Origin of the sequence: Streptomyces sp. NPDC086766 (assembly GCF_044746005.1) — a bacterium.
Taxonomy (GTDB): domain Bacteria; phylum Actinomycetota; class Actinomycetes; order Streptomycetales; family Streptomycetaceae; genus Streptomyces.
In genome coordinates this window covers 462854-480335 of the sequence record NZ_JBIVBI010000002.1, presented here as the reverse complement: position 1 = coordinate 480335, position 17482 = coordinate 462854, and the positions used below count along the sequence as shown (strand labels likewise).

General features: G+C 72.2%; 15 protein-coding genes and 1 riboswitch. Of the genes, 5 read left to right on the top strand and 10 right to left on the bottom strand.

The window, feature by feature from the left end; all coding sequences use genetic code 11:
- Nucleotides 1–175 precede the first annotated feature (175 nt).
- Nucleotides 176–268, top strand: a riboswitch (cobalamin riboswitch).
- A 144-nt stretch (nucleotides 269–412) separates the two neighbouring features.
- Nucleotides 413–2818, top strand: coding sequence for a ribonucleoside-diphosphate reductase subunit alpha (locus ACIPM1_RS05295; protein ID WP_402429142.1), 2406 nt, complete (start codon nucleotides 413–415; stop codon nucleotides 2816–2818).
- Nucleotides 2818–3837, top strand: coding sequence for a ribonucleotide-diphosphate reductase subunit beta (locus ACIPM1_RS05290; RefSeq protein WP_402429139.1), 1020 nt, complete (start codon nucleotides 2818–2820; stop codon nucleotides 3835–3837). Before ACIPM1_RS05295 ends, ACIPM1_RS05290 begins: the two co-directional genes overlap by 1 nt.
- A gap of 86 nt (nucleotides 3838–3923) precedes the next feature.
- On the opposite strand, the gene ACIPM1_RS05285 is transcribed toward ACIPM1_RS05290, so the two are convergent.
- The 10 genes from ACIPM1_RS05285 to ACIPM1_RS05240 all read right to left on the bottom strand — a co-directional run bounded on the left by ACIPM1_RS05285 (nucleotide 3924) and on the right by ACIPM1_RS05240 (nucleotide 14059).
- Nucleotides 3924–5336, bottom strand: coding sequence for a cytochrome P450 (locus ACIPM1_RS05285; protein WP_402429136.1), 1413 nt, complete (start codon nucleotides 5334–5336; stop codon nucleotides 3924–3926).
- On the bottom strand, nucleotides 5333–6424 hold the full coding sequence (gene cyc1, locus ACIPM1_RS05280) for an epi-isozizaene synthase (RefSeq protein ID WP_402429133.1): 1092 nt from the start codon (nucleotides 6422–6424) through the stop codon (nucleotides 5333–5335). Before cyc1 ends, ACIPM1_RS05285 begins: the two co-directional genes overlap by 4 nt.
- A 333-nt stretch (nucleotides 6425–6757) precedes the next feature.
- Nucleotides 6758–7408 carry a peptide deformylase gene (def, locus tag ACIPM1_RS05275; protein ID WP_356185983.1) on the bottom strand — a complete coding sequence of 217 codons (651 nt, stop codon included), beginning with the start codon at nucleotides 7406–7408 and terminating at the stop codon, nucleotides 6758–6760.
- A gap of 90 nt (nucleotides 7409–7498) precedes the next feature.
- Nucleotides 7499–8479 carry a hypothetical protein gene (locus ACIPM1_RS05270; RefSeq protein WP_356186137.1) on the bottom strand — a complete coding sequence of 327 codons (981 nt, stop codon included), beginning with the start codon at nucleotides 8477–8479 and terminating at the stop codon, nucleotides 7499–7501.
- 105 nt (nucleotides 8480–8584) lie between these two features.
- Nucleotides 8585–9823: an HD-GYP domain-containing protein gene (locus ACIPM1_RS05265; protein ID WP_402429130.1), complete on the bottom strand. Its 1239-nt coding sequence runs from the start codon at nucleotides 9821–9823 to the stop codon at nucleotides 8585–8587.
- On the bottom strand, nucleotides 9820–11160 hold the full coding sequence (locus ACIPM1_RS05260; RefSeq protein WP_402429424.1) for an HD-GYP domain-containing protein: 1341 nt from the start codon (nucleotides 11158–11160) through the stop codon (nucleotides 9820–9822). Before ACIPM1_RS05260 ends, ACIPM1_RS05265 begins: the two co-directional genes overlap by 4 nt.
- Before the next feature lie 128 nt (nucleotides 11161–11288).
- The gene (rsrA, locus tag ACIPM1_RS05255; RefSeq protein WP_402429127.1) at nucleotides 11289–11600 is read right to left on the bottom strand and encodes a mycothiol system anti-sigma-R factor; all 312 of its coding nucleotides are present in this window, start codon (nucleotides 11598–11600) and stop codon (nucleotides 11289–11291) included.
- Nucleotides 11597–12280 carry an RNA polymerase sigma factor SigR gene (gene sigR, locus ACIPM1_RS05250; protein ID WP_356185974.1) on the bottom strand — a complete coding sequence of 228 codons (684 nt, stop codon included), beginning with the start codon at nucleotides 12278–12280 and terminating at the stop codon, nucleotides 11597–11599. The genes rsrA and sigR overlap by 4 nt, the downstream gene beginning before the upstream one ends.
- Before the next feature lie 257 nt (nucleotides 12281–12537).
- Nucleotides 12538–13203 (bottom strand): alpha/beta family hydrolase, encoded by a 666-nt coding sequence (locus ACIPM1_RS05245; protein WP_402429123.1) that lies wholly within the window; start codon nucleotides 13201–13203, stop codon nucleotides 12538–12540.
- Between the two features lies 1 nt (nucleotide 13204).
- On the bottom strand, nucleotides 13205–14059 hold the full coding sequence (locus ACIPM1_RS05240; protein ID WP_402429120.1) for an SOS response-associated peptidase: 855 nt from the start codon (nucleotides 14057–14059) through the stop codon (nucleotides 13205–13207).
- A 50-nt stretch (nucleotides 14060–14109) separates the two neighbouring features.
- Between ACIPM1_RS05240 and ACIPM1_RS05235 the strand changes: the two genes are divergently transcribed.
- From ACIPM1_RS05235 to rsgA, 3 genes are all read left to right on the top strand, one after another.
- Entirely contained in the window at nucleotides 14110–14832 is a 723-nt protein-coding gene (locus ACIPM1_RS05235; RefSeq protein WP_402429117.1) for a M50 family metallopeptidase, read from the top strand.
- Between the two features lie 228 nt (nucleotides 14833–15060).
- Nucleotides 15061–16389 (top strand): 3-phosphoshikimate 1-carboxyvinyltransferase, encoded by a 1329-nt coding sequence (gene aroA / locus ACIPM1_RS05230; RefSeq protein ID WP_402429114.1) that lies wholly within the window; start codon nucleotides 15061–15063, stop codon nucleotides 16387–16389.
- A 10-nt stretch (nucleotides 16390–16399) separates the two neighbouring features.
- A complete protein-coding gene (rsgA, locus tag ACIPM1_RS05225) occupies nucleotides 16400–17410 on the top strand; it encodes a ribosome small subunit-dependent GTPase A (RefSeq protein ID WP_402429111.1) in 1011 nt (336 codons plus the stop codon).
- Nucleotides 17411–17482 lie beyond the last annotated feature (72 nt).

The following is a 17482-nucleotide window of genomic DNA, read 5'->3' as shown; positions in this document are numbered from 1 at the left end:
GCCTCGCACACCCCACGGGCCGCCGGAGCAATCCGGCGGCCCGTTGCCGTACCGGCGTCGCCGCCCTCACTCTCCTCACCTACGAGTTGACGCTCTGACACGGCGGTGGCACTACATCTGGGGGTGGCGTCGCGGCCCGGCACAAGATGTATGCTCATGCTCGCTGTCGCCGCAGGGGAATCCGGTGCGAATCCGGAACTGTCCCGCAACGGTGTACTTGTGCGTGTCCGTCCACAGACGGCCCCGCGCTCGCGTCAGTCCGAGGACCTGCCGACAGCGCGCCCGGCCGTCCGGTCCGGGTGCCCTGACGTCCGGGCCTCGTGGAATGGGCCGGTGGACGCGACGCCCCGTGCGCTCGTGTGCTGCCCCCTGCCCTCGGCGAGGCCCCCGTGCGAGCGAGGGAGAGCCCCACGTGACCATCGCGCCGGCCGATCCGGCCTCTGCGACACCGGCCGAGACCGACACCGACGGCCCCGGTGCCGCGCTGCTGCGCACCCTGACCGGGCTGACCGCCGATCTCCCCGACGCCGACCCCGGCCGCGTCGCCGCCGCCGCGCTGCGCGGACGGTCGGCGCGCGCCGACGAGGCCGAACTGCGCGAGCTGGCCACCGAGGCGGCCGCCGGTCTCATCTCCGAGGACCCGGCCTACTCCCGGCTGGCCGCCCGGCTGCTGGCCATCGGCATCCGCGCCGAGGCCGCCGGGCAGGGCGTCACCCGCTTCACCGAGTCCATCGCCGTCGGCCACCGCGAGGGCCTGATCGCCGACCGGACCGCCGAGTTCGTACGCCGGCACGCCGAGCGGCTCGACGCGCTGGCCGACCCGCGGGCCGACGACCGCTTCGGCTACTTCGGCCTGCGCACCCTGCACAGCCGCTATCTGCTCCGGCACCCGATCACCCGCGAGGTGATCGAGACGCCCCAGCACTTCCTGCTGCGCGTCGCCGCCGGTCTGGCGGAGGACGCGACCACCCGGTCCGCCGACGAAGTCGCCGCGCTCTACGGCCTGATGAGCCGCCTCGACTACCTGCCGTCCTCGCCCACCCTCTTCAACTCCGGTACCCGGCACCCCCAGATGTCGTCCTGCTACCTGCTCGACTCCCCCAAGGACGAGCTGGACTCCATCTACGACCGCTACCACCAGGTCGCCCGGCTCTCCAAGCACGCCGGCGGCATCGGCATCGCCTACTCCCGCATCCGCTCGCGCGGTTCCCTCATCCGCGGCACCAACGGGCACTCCAACGGCATCGTGCCGTTCCTGAAGACCCTGGACGCCTCGGTCGCCGCCGTGAACCAGGGCGGCCGGCGCAAGGGCGCGGCCGCCGTCTACCTGGAGACCTGGCACTCCGACATCGAGGAGTTCCTGGAGCTGCGCGACAACACCGGCGAGGACGCCCGCCGTACGCACAACCTGAACCTCGCCCACTGGATCCCGGACGAGTTCATGCGCCGGGTCGACGCGGACGGGCAGTGGTCGCTCTTCTCCCCGGCCGACGTGCCGGAGCTGGTCGACCTGTGGGGCGAGGAGTTCGACGCGGCCTACCGCAGGGCGGAGGAGGCGGGGCTGGCGCGCCGGACGCTGCCCGCCCGGGACCTGTACGGCCGGATGATGCGCACCCTCGCGCAGACCGGCAACGGCTGGATGACCTTCAAGGACGCCGCCAACCGCACCGCCAACCAGACGGCCGAGCCGGGCCACGTCGTCCACTCCTCCAACCTGTGCACGGAGATCCTGGAGGTCACCGACGACGGGGAGACGGCGGTCTGCAACCTGGGCTCGATCAACCTGGGAGCCTTCGTCACGGACGGCGGCATCGACTGGGAGCGGCTGGACGAGACCGTCCGCACCGCCGTCACCTTCCTCGACCGCGTCGTCGACATCAACTTCTACCCGACCGAGCAGGCGGGCAGGTCCAACGCCCGGTGGCGCCCGGTGGGCCTCGGCGCGATGGGGCTGCAGGACGTCTTCTTCAAGCTGCGCCTGCCCTTCGACTCGCCGGAGGCCCGGCGGCTGTCCACCCGTATCGCCGAGCGCGTCATGCTCGCCGCGTACGAGGCCTCCGCCGACCTCGCCGAGCGCCCCCAAGCACCTACGACAAGCTCCGGTGCAGGGGGGACCCCCGTCGGCCCGCTGCCGGCCTGGGAGAAGACCCGTACCGCCAGGGGTGTCCTGCACCCCGACCACTTCGACGTCGAGCTCAACTGGCCGGAGCGCTGGGCGGCCCTGCGCGAGCGGATCGCCTCCGTCGGCATGCGCAACGCGCTGCTGCTGGCCATCGCGCCGACCGCGACCATCGCGTCGATCGCCGGTGTCTACGAGTGCATCGAGCCGCAGGTCTCCAACCTCTTCAAGCGCGAGACGCTGTCCGGCGAGTTCCTCCAGGTCAACTCCTATCTGGTGCGGGACCTCAAGGAGCTCGGGGTGTGGGACGCGCGCACCCGGGAGGCACTGCGCGACTCCGGCGGCTCGGTGCAGGAGTTCGGCTGGATCCCCGAGGACATGCGGAAGCTGTACCGCACGGCGTGGGAGATCCCGCAGCGCGGCCTGATCGACATGGCCGCCGCCCGGACCCCGTTCCTGGACCAGTCCCAGTCGCTGAACCTGTTCATGGAGACGCCGACCATCGGCAAGCTCTCCTCGATGTACGCCTACGCCTGGAAGCAGGGCCTGAAGACGACGTACTACCTGCGCTCCCGTCCGGCGACCCGGATCGCCCGCGCCGCCCGGGCGCAGGCCCCCGTCCCCGTCCAGCAGCCGGCCCCCGCGGACGCCGTGGCCTGCTCCCTGGAGAACCCCGAGTCCTGCGAGGCCTGCCAGTGATGCCCAGCACCGCCCGATCCCAGAACCTGCTCGACCCCGGTTTCGAGCTGACGCTCCGCCCGATGCGCTACCCGGACTTCTACGAGCGCTACCGGGACGCCATCAAGAACACCTGGACCGTGGAGGAGGTCGACCTCCACTCGGACGTCGCCGACCTCGCCCGGCTGACGCCCGGTGAGCAGCACCTGATCGGCCGTCTGGTCGCCTTCTTCGCGACCGGCGACTCGATCGTGGCGAACAACCTGGTGCTGACCCTCTACAAGCACATCAACTCCCCCGAGGCGCGGCTCTATCTGAGCCGGCAGCTCTTCGAGGAGGCCGTGCACGTCCAGTTCTACCTGACGCTGCTGGACACCTACCTGCCCGATCCGGACGACCGCTCCGCCGCGTTCGCGGCCGTGGAGAACATCCCCTCCATCCGGGAGAAGGCCGGGTTCTGCTTCAAGTGGATCAACGAGGTCGAGAAGCTGGAGCGCCTGGAGACCAAGGCCGACCGACGCCGCTTCCTGCTCAACCTGATCTGCTTCGCGGCGTGCATCGAGGGCCTGTTCTTCTACGGCGCCTTCGCGTACGTCTACTGGTTCCGCAGCCGGGGTCTGCTGCACGGCCTGGCGACCGGCACCAACTGGGTTTTCCGCGACGAGACGATGCACATGTCCTTCGCCTTCGACGTCGTCGACACCGTCCGCAAGGAGGAGCCGGAGCTGTTCGACGACGCGCTGCGCCGTCAGGTCACCGACATGCTCCGGGAGGCCGTCGAGGCCGAGCTGCAGTTCGCGCGCGACCTGTGCGGTGACGGCCTCCCGGGCATGAACACCGACTCCATGCGGCAGTACCTGGAGTGCGTCGCCGACCAGCGCCTGACCCGCCTCGGCTTCGCTCCGGTGTACGGCTCGGAGAACCCCTTCTCGTTCATGGAGCTGCAGGGCGTTCAGGAGCTGACCAACTTCTTCGAGCGGCGCCCCTCCGCGTACCAGGTGGCGGTGGAGGGCACCGTCGACCTGGACGAGGACTTCTGATCCCCTCGGTGGGCGCCGGCTGAGGACCCGGCCTCCTTCCCGGTGCCGCGGTGCCTCCGGGGACTCCCGGCGGCACCGCGGCACGGTCACCGCGGCAGGGCCCTCACCATCAGCCGGTTGGGGCGCAGTGTGATGCCCACCCGGGTCGCGTCGCTCGACCCGGGGACCTGCTCGAGGCGGAACCGGGTCGCCACCACGGCCGTGACGAGACTCAGCAGCGCCATGGAGAAGTGGTCGCTGGGGCACTTGCGGTTGCCCACGCTGAACGGACTCATGGCGTACTTCGGCACGTCCTTGGAGCGTTCCGGAAGCCACCGGTCGGGGTCGAACTCCAGGTTGTCGGCATACGAGCGCGGATCGCGCTGGATCGCGTACGGGCTGTACACGATGTCCGCTCCGGCCGGAATGCGATAGCCACCGAGTTCCGTGTCCGTGACCGCCCGCCGCGTCAAAATCCAGACGGCCGGCCGCAAACGCATCGTCTCGACGATGACATTGTTGGTGTGGGTGAGCCTGCGGACGTCGTCGAATCCGACCGGTCGACCGCCGGTCGCGGATTCGACCTCGGCGCGGATCCGGTCGGCGTGTTCCGGGTGTTCCGCGAGCACCTGCAGCAGCCACATGATCGTGGACGCAACGGTTTCACTGCCCGGGGTGAGTATCGCGACCACCTGGTCGTGGATCTCCTGCTCCCCGATGGGCTCACCATTCTCGTCCTTCGCCTCAAGCAATGCCGTCAGCAAATCGTCCGGCTTTTGACCGGACGCGCGGCGCTCGGCGACGATCTCGTCGACCAGGAGATGCAGATCGGCCAGTGCGCGGTTGAATTCGCGGTTGGCCGGCAGCGGGAGCCGGTACAGCGGCCCGAGCGGGACCACCATCCGCCGGTACATGCCGCGGAAGACGGTCGCGAGCGCCCCGCACAACCGCTCCGCGCGCTCGTCCATGTACGCGCCGCGCAGCAGGCAGCGGGCCGCGATCCGCACCGCGATGCGGAACGACTCCGAGGTGCAGTCGATGGTCTCCCCGGCTTTCCAGCGCCGGGCCAGCGCGTGCGCCTCCTCCTCCATGACGGGCCCGTAGGCGGGGATGGCGTCGAGCCGGAAGGCGGGCTGGATGATGCGACGCTGGCGCCGGTGCAGCGGGCCGTTGGCCGTGGCCACGCCCTCCTTGCCGAGCAGGTCCTCCAGGGACTCCCAGAGCGGGCCGGCGATGATGTAGTCGGGGCTCAGCGCCAGCGCGCCGGTGAGGGCGGGCGCGGTGACGGCGTACACCGTCTTCGGGCCGAGCCGGAGCCGGACGACGTCGCCGTGGTCGCGCAGCTGGGCCATGAAGGCCAGCGGGTCCCGGACGAGGGCGAGACCGTGGCCGAGGGCCGGTACCGCGCCGCCGGCCAGGGGCGGCTCCCGCAGCGGGGACGCCGTCGTGGGCGGGGCTTCCGGCGCGGGGGGCGGCGCCTTGGTCGAAGCCGGGAACTCGGGGGATGACTCGACGGTCATTTCTCACCTGCCGCTTCGTTGTCGACGTACGGGGGCGTGGACCGGTCGTCCCAGCTGTCGACCATGTACCGGCCGGACTCGTGGTGGAACCAGTAGACGGAACTGAACCAGTTCCGCATATTGCCCAGACAGGCCCGCACGGCGGCACCGAGTTCCTTTCCCCGCACCGTGCCGTCCGCGAGGCCGTCGGCGAACCGTAATCCCGCCTCTTCCGCTTCAAGGAATTCCGCGATGCATTGCTCGACGCGGCGCCTGAGATCCGCGATCGCTTCTTCCAGTGTCATTCCCTCGTGCTTGACGAGACTGATTCCGAGATTGTGCACCTCGTCGCCCGCTATTTCCTTGGGCAGCGAACACAGGTCGTTGTACCAGGCGGCGAATTCCTGGCTCAGCAGCGCCGGGCGCCGATATGCGGGATTCTTCCGCACGACGTCCGGGAGTTCGAGGCCCACACTCGGTTCCAGCAGATCGGTCCATATCCAGTGCGCGAAGGTGAGCCGGCGCAGCGCCAGGTACTCCCGGACCGTGGGCACGATTCCCTCGGTGCGGTTGACGAATTCCCGGTCGTAGGCCTCGATCACCGCGTGGAAGTGCCGCCCGAAGCGGGCGTTCCAGGTCGGGGGCAGGAACGAGAACAGCCGCAGCACACTGTCCGCGAAGGCCGCGACCAGGGGATCCCGGTGGTGCAGATGGTCTCCGGGTGAGTCCAGAGCCGCGTGCAGCGCGCGCCTGAGCCGCCGCCAGGAGGCCGGTCGGCCGTGCACGATGTCGCGGTCGTGACGGTCGTCCCAGACGAAGAACCACGCGCTGTAGTCCGCTATCGCCTGCAGGACCTCGTCGGGTGCGCCGAGGTAGTACCCCGCCATGAGATCGGTGTAGCGCAGGCTGTCGGCGTGTTCCGCCACCTTGTCCGCCGGCATGAGCCGCTTTTCGAGCAGCCAACGCCGGGTGTTCTCCTGGAGTTCGGGCCAATACGGGTGCAGTTGCCTGGGAAACGCGGCCTCGATCACCGGGAGAGCGAGCGAAGGTGGGACTGCGACCGTTGCAGAAGTCGATGTCGATGTGGTGCTGTGTGGGAAAGCTGGCACGAACAAACCCCTCTCAGCCGCCGGTGGCGCCCGCCCCTGTCGTCGTGCCCGGCGCGCGCCGTCGCGTATCCCCGCACTCCCATTCAGCACCACAACTGACCGTTCTGGGAACGGATTTGGCCCACTCACTCCCCGGGGTGCCGAGAATATCCCCTTGTGTGTCTGAATATGAATCGACAGAAGCGCACAAAGGATCGAATGCGCGACGCGCACACGCACGCGCGACGCCCGGCCGACGGTGGCCGGCCGGGCGTCGCGGGGGAAGAATCGTTCACCTCAACGGGTGGTTTGTATCTCAGGAGTTGACGACCTCGCCGGTCGTCGACGACCGCGTCAGTCGTTGGCCACCACGGGGTAGCGCGGCTCGTTCTCCGCCATCTGCCGCAGCGCGTCCTTGCGTTCGCGCTTGGAGAGCCGGTCGATGTAGAGGTAGCCGTACAGGTGGTCGGTCTCGTGCTGCAGGCAGCGGGCGAAGTAGCCCGTGCCGCGCACCCGGATCGGGTTGCCCTTCTCGTCCTGCCCTGTGACCTCGGAGTAGTCCGGACGGGCCAGCGGCGCGTAGGCGGTCGGCACCGACAGGCAGCCCTCGTTGCTGTCGTCCAGGCGGCGCCGCTCCGCGGGCAGCTCGACGAGCTTCGGGTTGCAGACGACGCCGACGTGCCGCACGCCCTCGTCGTCCGGGCAGTCGTAGACGAAGACCTTCAGGTCCACGCCGATCTGGTTGGCGGCCAGGCCCACGCCCTCGGCGGTGCGCTGGCTGGCGAACATGTCCGCGACCAGCTGCTGGAGCTCCTCGCCGAACTCGGTGACGTCCTTGCACTCCTTGTGCAGCACCGGGTTCCCGACGACCGTGATCGGCCGCGAGGTGCCGCGCTCGCGCCACGCCGTCTCGCGCTCCTCGCAGTCGTCCGTGTCGACGACGAACCCCTCGTCGTCGACGGGGAGCACGCCCGCGTGCTGCTGATCGGTGTCCTGCTGCGCCATGACCGACGTGTGCCTTCCTGCAAGCCTGGGGAAACTCTGCCAGTACAGCCTAAAGGGGTCCGCGGCCGCTCCCGCTCCGGTGGACGTGCGCTAACAGACCTCTTCGAGGTCCCGCCAGTCCCGCGAGTCCGGACTGTCGGCCACCCACCCGTCCAGCAGCCCCCGCACCAGCGCGGCCGGCGCCGCGATCCCGCACTCGCGCTCCGGCACCCACAGCTGCCCGTCGGTGCGGTGGCCGAGCGGCCCGGGGTGCCCCGGCTCACTGTGGTCGTGCGGGTCGAGGTGGACCCCGTCGCCCTCGTCGGACGGCATCCGTGACTCCGAGCACATCCGGCACAGCAGCCGCACGGACGACGACCAGTCCTCGGCGGCGAAGCCGGCGTCGGCGGCGAGCTGCTCCAGGGCCTCCCGGTCCGCCTCCGTGGCGGCCTCCAGCAGGACCACCCAGGTCGGCACCGGCGAGGGCGCCCACAGCTCGATCTCGTCGAAGACGGGGTAGGTGTGCCCGGCGGCGGTGGTCCGCTCCCCGTGGGGCACGCCGTCGTGCAGCACGACCTCGCCCCAGCGCCGCCCCGAGGACGGCAGCGGAATGGACAGCACCTCGATCCGGGCCGGATCCAGCCGGCGCCCCCAGACCACCTCGGCCTCGCCCTCGGGCGACAGCCGCACCGCCGCGCTGCCCAGCTCCATGCCCGCGGGCTCCTCCGCGGCGGTCGCGCCGCCGGGGACCCTGAGCCCGTACGCCTGCCAGGCGCGCCGGGCCAGCGGCCAGTCCTGCAGGGCGGTGGCGGCGATGCCCACGTTCCACCAGTCGGGCGCCCCGGTCTCCTTCTCGAGCAGCGCCACGGCCCGCAGGCCCGCCGCCCTGGCCTGCTCCCAGTCGTGCCGGAACTTGTGCAGCAGGGCCAGGTTGAACCAGGACTCCGACAGCCAGGGCTCCAGATCGGCGGCGCGCGTCAGCAGCGCGCCCGCGTCCTCGTACCGACCGTCGCCGATCAGGGTGAAAGCCCGGTCGGTGGCCTGCCGCCAGGAGGCGGAGGGCCGGTGCCGTCCCTTGCCGAAGATCCTCACGATTCCCGCCTGCCAGTTCCGTTCTGTGGGCTGGCTCATGCCCCCGGACACGCTTTCCTTCGCATCCAACCACGTACGGTCGGAAGGTCGCTCATTACCCATGGGTTACCCCGGGACGGGCAAGGTCAGACAGTCCCGGGCCAGTACCCGGGCCAGCGCTTCGACCACTTCGGGGGCGTAGTCGCCCGCGGTGCCCAGCCGCAGCTCCTCCAGCGCCGTGAGCGGTCCGCCGGGCCCCGCGTCCCGCGCCTTCTCCTCGAAGGCGTTCACCGCCCGCACGATCCGGGCCGGCAGCGGCTGGTCCCGGCAGGGGTCCGCCTGCCGCTCCACCACGACCGCGACCGCCGCGTCCACCCCGGTCTGCCGGACGACCGCCCCGCCGAGCAGCGCGATGCGCCGCTGCTCCTCGGCGGGCAGCCCGGCGGTGGCCCCCGCGGGCACCGGGTCGACCAGGCTGAGCTGCCCGATGTCGTGCATCAGCGCCGCGTACTCCAGCACGGTCAGCTCGGGCCCGGCCAGCCCGAGGTCCCGCCCGACGGCCCGGCTGAGCGCGGCGACGCGCCGGGCGTGCCCGGCCGGGGTGTACCCGGCGACCTCGGTGGCCCGGGCCAGGGAGGCGATGGTCTGCCGGTAGGTGGTGCGCACGGCGGCGTACCGGCGCAGGGACAGCTGGGTGAGCAGCAGCGGCAGCGAGAAGACCGGCAGCGCCCACAGCCCGGCCACGGCGACCGCCAGGGCCATCACCGCGCCGGTCGCGCAGACGGCCGACCCGATGCCGAGCAGGCCCCGCAGCTCCTCCCGCAGCAGCGGCCCGAACGGCCAGCGGGTACGGCCGTGCGCCAGCGCCGCGGCGAACAGGGCGTCGCACAGCGCGCTCAGCACCAGCAGCGCGAGCAGCACCAGCGCGTACGCCGGGCCGCCCCACGCCCGGAAGACTCCCACGCCGTACAGCGGCTGGAAACAGACCGCCGCGAAGGAGACGGTGAGCGTGCGCCGAGCCAGGTGGTCGAGGGTCGGGCTGTGCCCGCGCGCGATGTGCGGAACGCTGCCGAGCAGCGAGGCGGCGAGCACGACCGCGACCACCTGGAAGGCGCCGTGGTGGGTGGGCCGGCCGGCGTCCTCGCCCAGCAGCGCGTACGACAGCGCCCCGGCGGCCCCGAGCGGCGCGGCCTCCCGGACGCCCTCACCCGTCCACCGGGTGAGCTCCCCGAGGAGCACCAGGGCCCCGAAGGCGAGGGCGGCCCCGCGCTCGTGGAGGCCGGTGAGGAGGGTGACGGCGAGGGAGACGAGGGCGAGCAGGAAGGCGCAGCCGCGGATCAGGGCGGTCGGGGACGGCCGCCTCATCGGCGCGCTTCCTGGCGGCCGGGGGCGGGCGGCACCGGGGCCCCGGCGGGCGTGTCGTCCTCCGCCGTGACCGCCGGGTGCCAGCCGTGCCTGCCGAGGGCGCGCACCAGCGCCGTGACCATCCGCGGGTCGAACTGGGCCCCGGCGCAGCGCTTCAGCTCCTGCAGCGCGGCCCCGACCGGCCGGGCCCTGCGGTAGGAGCGGGTGGACGTCATCGCGTCGAAGGCGTCCGCGACGGCCACCACCCGGGCGCACTCGGGGATCTGGCCGCCCGTCAGCCCGTAGGGGTAGCCGCTGCCGTCCAGCCGCTCGTGGTGGTGCAGGATCGCCGACCGGGCCTCCCCGAGGAAGGAGATCCCCCGGACCATCTCGTGCCCGTACTCAGGATGCAGTTCGATCACCCGCCGCTCCTCGGGGGTCAGCGGCCCGTCCTTGCGCAGCAGCCGGGTGGGGACGCCCAGCTTGCCCACGTCGTGCAGGATCCCGGCGAAGCGGAGCACCTCGACGCGCTCGTCGTCCATCCCCAGCTCGCGCGCGATCATCATGGAGGCCCGGCCGACCCGTTCGCTGTGCCCGCGCGTGTACCCGTCCTTGATGTCGACGGCCTGCACCAGCGCCCGGATCGTCGCCCGGTGGGCGGCCCGCTCGCGGTGGTACTGCGCGTACACCCACCAGGACACGCACATCGGCAGCAGGACGAGCAGCGCGGCGACCGGCCCGTACGGGCTGCGCCACAGCACGGCCATCATCAGCCCCGCGAGTCCGTGCACCCCGACCGGCGCCAGTGAGCGAAGGAACAGCCCGCTCCAGGCGCGCCGGGCGGGCGCGGCCCCGCGCTGCCCGAGCGGGGCGGGCGCCACGCCCACCGCGAGCGCGCGCATGCAGCCGTCCAGCACGGTCAGCGCCAGGCAGAACGCCAGCACGGCGGCGCCCGCGGGCAGGAGGACGTAGGGGAAGTCGGAGTGCACGACGGCGTCCCGGCCGCCGAGCCCCCAGTGCACCCGGGCGGCCGCCCACACGGCGACGGCGAGCTGGGCCGCCCGCCAGGTCCGCCGCAGCCCCTCGGGCCGCCGGCCGGCCGGGACGAGCGCGGCGGCGGGCAGGGGGACGAGCGCGGCGGCGGGCGGCGGGAGCAGGAAGGCGGCGGCGAGCAGCACCGGGTAGAAGGTGCCGCCGAACCGCCGCCGGGCGAGTTCCTCGCAGCCCGCGTACACCAGCGCGAGCAGGAGGACCGCCCACCAGGGCGTGCGGAGCAGGGGCAGCGGCAGCAGACACAGCAGTGCCGCGAGGGCGACGCAGGCGACGTACGCACGGGCTCGTGGCGGAACCGCCTCCATGACGCCCTCCCCGGTCATGCGTGTCCACGGTCAGCGAGCCTAGGACCAGCAGGGGGGCGTCCGCGGGCAGATAACCCGCGGATTAGCACGTTCGAGTGATGGCGGCGGGAGCGCGGCCGCTGGGGAGGTCAGGACTCCCGGGGAGTGACGGGCGCCGCGGCCACGTCCCGCTCGGGCCCGACCTGGCCGGAGCGGATCAGGTCGAGCCGGCCCATCACCTTGGCGCGCAGGTCGGCGGGCACGTCGTCATGGCCGCAGCACCGCTTGACCAGCTTCTTCACGGCCTGCTCCAGGCCGTACTTCTCCAGGCACGGCGAGCACTCCTCGAAGTGCTGCTCGAACTTGGTGCGATCGACGTCCGGCATCTCACTGTCGAGGAACTCGTACAGATGGTCGAGTACCTCACTGCAGTCCGTCTCGTGCGGCTCTCCGCAGCTCATGAGCCCGAGCCTTTCGCTTCGTTCGACTCTCCGGCACCGGCCGGGACCAGGCCGCGCTCGCGGGCGTAGTCCTCGAGCATGCCGCGCAGTTGCCGGCGGCCCCGGTGCAGCCGGGACATCACCGTACCGATGGGTGTCCCCATGATGTCCGCGATCTCCTTGTACGCAAAGCCCTCCACATCCGCGAGATAGACGGCGATGCGGAATTCCTCGGGGATCGCCTGGAGGGCTTCCTTCACGTCCGAGTCGGGAAGGTGGTCGAGCGCCTGCGACTCGGCGGAGCGCAGACCGGTCGACATGTGCGACTCGGCGCGGGCGAGCTGCCAGTCCTCGATCTCCTCGGCCGCGCTGCGCTGGGGCTCGCGCTGCTTCTTGCGGTAGGAGTTGATGAACGTGTTGGTCAGGATCCGGTACAGCCACGCCTTGAGGTTGGTGCCCTCGCGGAACTGGTGGAAGGACGCGTAGGCCTTGGCGTACGTCTCCTGCACCAGGTCCTCGGCGTCGGCCGGGTTGCGCGTCATGCGCAGCGCGGCCGAGTACATCTGGTCGAGGAATTCGAGCGCGTCCCGCTCGAAGCGCGCACTGCGCTCCGCGGTCGACTCCGCGCCCGTGCCCTGGCCCTCGGGCAGCTCCGCCTGGCCGTTGTCGGTCCCTGCGTCGGTACCGGGAACCGGACCCACCTCCTCAAGCGATGTCGCAGGACCACCGAAAGCGGTCCCACTCGTTTCGGAGGATAGACGACGATCCGGTCCGCCCGCCGCTCGAACGGCGCCGGTCCTGCCCGCGTGCAGCACCGTCCAGTCCAGGTCAGTGCGGCTGCTGCGGCTCGGGCATACGGTCGAACCCATGCGGCGGACTTCCTCTCCACGACGACGGTGCTGGTCACCAGCGCTCACGTCCGCCTCAACAGCAGCCACCGGCCCGGCATTCCCCGCCGTCATCCGAGTGACGCGCTCCACCTGGCGACGCCCTCGGTGATGATCTCCAGGGCCCGGTCCTGGGTGAGGTCCGCCCGCTTCGGCACGGCGAAGCCGTGATCGGCGTACGGCACCTCGATCAGCTCGTGGTCGCCCTCCGGGAACTCCCCGGGCTTCCCGAACGGGTCGTTGCCCCCTTGTACGACGAGGGTGGGCACCCCGGCGCCGAGCAGTTCCCCGGCCCGGGACTTCTCCGGCCTGCCGGGCGGGTGCAGCGGGAAGCTCAGGGCCAGGACGGCGTGCGCGCCGAGTTCCGTCGCGGTACGGCAGGCCACGCGCGCGCCCGCGCTGCGGCCCCCGGAGACCACCGGCAGGCCGACCGCGGCCAGCGCGGGCCACACGCCGCGCCAGCCGGTGTCCAGGGTCCGGGGCGCGGGGGCGAGCTTCTTCCCGGCGACCCGCCAGGGCTGCTCGACCAGGGCCACGGTCACGCCGTGCCGGGGCAGCGTCCGGGCGAGTGCCCGGAGGTCCCGCGCCTCGACGCCGCCGCCGGCGCCGTGGCCGAGGGCGAGGACGAGGCGTGCCTTCCCGGCCCGGTGCCAGGTGACGCGGGCGGTCCCGGCGTCGGTCTCGACGGTCTCGTCCGTCCCGCTGCTCTCGTGCTTCACGCCGGTCGCATCGCTCACGTCAGAAGAGTGTGCCCTCTTCCGGGGCCGCCAGCTCCTTCAGCAGCTCCGGCCCGTTGTTGCGGACGTTGCTGACGGCGGTGCCCACCGGGTACGCGCGCATCAGCCCCCCGGGCGGCGGCGCGAGCAGCGGGCGCAGGTCTTCGGGGTCCGTGCGCGCCGGGTCCAGCCAGGCGTCCCAGCGGTCCGGCGTCAGCATCAGCGGCATCCGCGGGTGGATGTCGGCCAGGGTGCGCGGTCCCTCGGCCGCGGCCACCGCCAGCGGCGCCGTCTCCGCCTCCGTGGTGATCACCGAGCAGGTCGCCCACCAGGCCCGCGGATGGTCGTCGGGCAGCGTCCGGTCCCGCCAGAACTCGTAGAGCCCGGCCATGGCGAACACCGAGCCGTCCGCCGGGGTCACGAAGTACGGCTGCTTGCGCGGCCGCTTCCGCCTGCCCTCGACCTCCAGCTCGCGCTCCTGCTCGCCGGTGACCCACTCGTAGTAGCCGTCGGCGGGCAGGATGCAGCGCCGGACGGCGAAGGCGCGGCGGTACGACGGCTTCTCGTGCACGGTCTCCGCGCGCGCGTTGATCATCCGGGCCGCGCCCTCCGGGGTCTTCGCCCAGGACGGCACGAGACCCCACCTCAGCCTGCGCAGCTGCCGAACCGGGCGCCCGTCGCCCGCGTCCTTCAGTGGGCGGTCCAGGACCACGTGGACCTCCTTGGTCGGAGCCACGTTGTAATCGGGCGCGAAGGTCTCCTCCGGCTCCCTCCCCCCGCTCCCCGCCTCCGCTCCGGCAGGGGGCACCCCCACCTCGATCCCGAAGACGCCTGCGAGATCCTCGGGTCCGCGACTCGCTGCATACCGTCCGCACATGCGTGCCACACTGCCAGACTCCGTTCGACGACAGGGAGCCACCGGGAAACATGGACAGCACCGCCTCGATAGCGCTGCCCGACCTCTGGGACCGCCTGGTCGGCATCCAGCCCGACCCGAACCTGTGGGTGGTGAGCGCCACCATGGTCGCCGCGCTCGCCGTGGTCGTCCCGCACACCGTGTGGCGCCTCTCGCGCAACGCGATCACCATCGCCCACGAGGGCGGCCACGGGCTCGTGGCGCTGCTCACCGGCCGCACCCTCACCGGCATACGCCTGCACTCCGACACCAGCGGCCTGACGGTCAGCCGCGGCAAGCCGCACGGCATCGGGATGATCCTCACCGCGGCCGCCGGCTACACCGCTCCCCCGCTGCTCGGCCTCGGCGGAGCCGCCCTGCTGTCCGCCGGGCGCATCACGCTGCTGCTGTGGCTGGCCACGGCGCTGCTGGTGGCGATGCTGGTGATGATCCGCAACGCCTACGGGGCGCTGACCGTGCTCGTGACCGGCGGCACCTTCGTGCTGGTGTCGTGGCTGGCCGGGCCGCAGGTGCAGGCCGCGTTCGCCTACGCGGTGGTGTGGTTCCTGCTGCTCGGCGGGGTGCGCCCGGCCTTCGAGCTCCAGGCCAAGCGGGCCCGCGGGGGCGCCGGGGACTCGGACGCGGACCAGCTCTCGCGGCTGACGAACGTGCCGGCCGCCCTGTGGCTGTTCCTGTTCCACGCCGTGTCGCTGTGCTCCCTGATCGGCGGCGGCCGCTGGCTGCTGGAGGGATGAGGGAACACGGAGGGGAGGGGTTCGGAGGCCCGGTGGGGCGAGGACGCGCGGATGAGGACACCGGGCCGTGGGTGCCGGTGGGGGTCGTGCGGCGGACGTGCGGGGTGAGGGAGCGTGAACGAGTCCACGGCGCATATGTGCTCGGCATGTTCCATGCCGGCGCTTCGCCGCGGTTTCGGCGCCTTTGCTCAGGATTTGCGGCCATCGCCAGCCACTAAAGTGGGGGCCATGGCCGTTAACCCCGCACACACCGCCCTCTGGCCCGCCCCGCACGCGAGCGGAGCCGTCGACGCGACGGTCCACGTGCCCGGGTCCAAATCGGTCACCAACCGCGCCCTGGTGCTCGCCGCGCTCGCCTCGGAGCCCGGCTGGCTGCGCCGCCCGCTGCGCTCCCGCGACACCCTGCTGATGGCCGGCGCCCTGCGCGCGATGGGCGTCGGCATCGAGGAGACGGTGTCCTCCAGCTCCTCCGGCGGCGGCTCCGGCGAGGCGTGGCGGGTCATCCCCGCGGGTCTGCACGGTCCGGCCACGGTCGACGTCGGCAACGCCGGCACGGTGATGCGCTTCGTGCCCCCGGTCGCCGCGCTGGCCGACGGCCCGATCCGCTTCGACGGCGACCCCCGGTCCTACGAGCGCCCCCTGCACGGCGTCATCGACGCACTGCGCGTGCTCGGCGCCCGGATCGACGACGACGGCCGCGGCACCCTGCCGCTGACGGTGCACGGCGGCGGCGCGCTGGACGGCGGCCCGGTGGAGATCGACGCCTCCTCCTCGTCCCAGTTCGTCAGCGCCCTGCTGCTGTCGGGCCCGCGCTTCAACCAGGGCGTCGAGGTCCGTCACGTCGGCTCGGCACTGCCGTCGATGCCGCACATCCGGATGACCGTCGACATGTTGCGCGCGGTCGGCGCGCAGGTGGACACCCCGGAGTCGGGCGGCGAGCCGAACGTCTGGCGGGTCACGCCCGGCGCCCTGCTCGGCCGTGACCTGACCGTCGAGCCGGACCTGTCGAACGCGCAGCCATTCCTGGCGGCGGCCCTGGTGACCGGCGGCAAGGTCGTCATTCCGGACTGGCCGGCCCGGACCACCCAGCCGGGTGACCGGCTGCGGCAGATCTTCACCGAGATGGGCGGTTCCTGCGAACTGACCGAGTACGGCCTGCAGTTCACCGGCTCGGGCGCGGTCCACGGCATCGACGTGGACCTGAGCGAGGTCGGCGAGCTGACCCCGGGCATCGCGGCCGTCGCCGCGCTCGCGGACTCGCCCTCGACGCTGCGGGGCGTGGCCCACCTGCGGCTGCACGAGACCGACCGGCTGGCCGCGCTGACCAAGGAGATCAACGAGCTCGGCGGTGACGTGACGGAGACCGCCGACGGACTGCGCATCCGCCCGCGCCGCCTGCACGGCGGCGTCTTCCACACCTACGAGGACCACCGCATGGCGACGGCCGGCGCGATCATCGGCCTGGCCGTCGAGGGCGTGCAGATCGAGAACGTGGCGACGACGGCGAAGACCCTGCCGGACTTCCCCGAGCTGTGGACCGGGATGCTCGGGGCGTAGGGACACCACCATGCGCCGCTACGGCAAGCACACCGACGAGGACGACATCCGGACCCGCCCGAACCGCAAGGGCAACCGGCCCCGTACGCACATCCGCCCCAAGCACGAGGACGCCGCCGGGGGCATGGTCCTCACCGTCGACCGGGGCCGGCTGACCTGTCTGGTCGAGGGCCGCACGATCGTCGCGATGAAGGCCCGCGAGCTGGGCCGCAAGGCGGCGGTGGTCGGCGACCGGGTCGCCCTGGTCGGCGATCTGTCCGGCACGAAGGACACCCTGGCACGCATCGTCCGCATCGAGGAGCGGTCCTCCGTCCTGCGCCGCACGGCGGACGACGACGACCCCTACGAGCGCGTGGTCGTCGCCAACGCCGACCAGCTCGCCATCGTGACGGCCCTCGCCGACCCCGAGCCGCGCCCGCGGCTGATCGACCGCTGCCTGGTGGCGGCGTACGACGGCGGGCTGGACCCCCTGCTGGTCATGACCAAGTCGGACCTCGCCCCGCCGGACAAGCTCCTGGAGTTGTACGGGGACCTCGACATCCCGTACGTCGTCACCAGCCGCGAGGAGCTGGAGAACGGCGACGCGGCGGTCCGGGTGCGCGAGCACCTGGACGGCAAGGTCACCGCTTTCGTCGGCCACTCCGGCGTCGGCAAGACGACCCTCGTCAACGCGCTGGTGCCGGAGGACCGGCGGCGTCTGACGGGAGTGGTGAACGCGGTGACGGGCCGGGGCCGGCACACCACGACCTCGGCGCTGGCGCTGCCGCTGTCCGGGGACGGGGGCTGGGTGGTCGACACCCCGGGCGTCCGGTCCTTCGGTCTGGCCCACATCGACCCGTCCCGGGTCATCCACGCCTTCCCCGACCTGGAGCCGGGCACCGAGGGCTGTCCGCGGGCGTGCAGTCACGACGAGCAGGACTGCGCGCTGGACGGATGGGTCGCCGAGGGCCACGCGGACCCCGCCCGCCTGTACTCGCTGCGCCGGCTGCTGGCCACCCGGGAGCGCAAGGAAGGCGACTGACCTCCGGGTGGTTTGTGAGGTGCACGGCCTGGCAAGTGCATAATCGCACGGGGCCCGATCCGGGCCGAACCC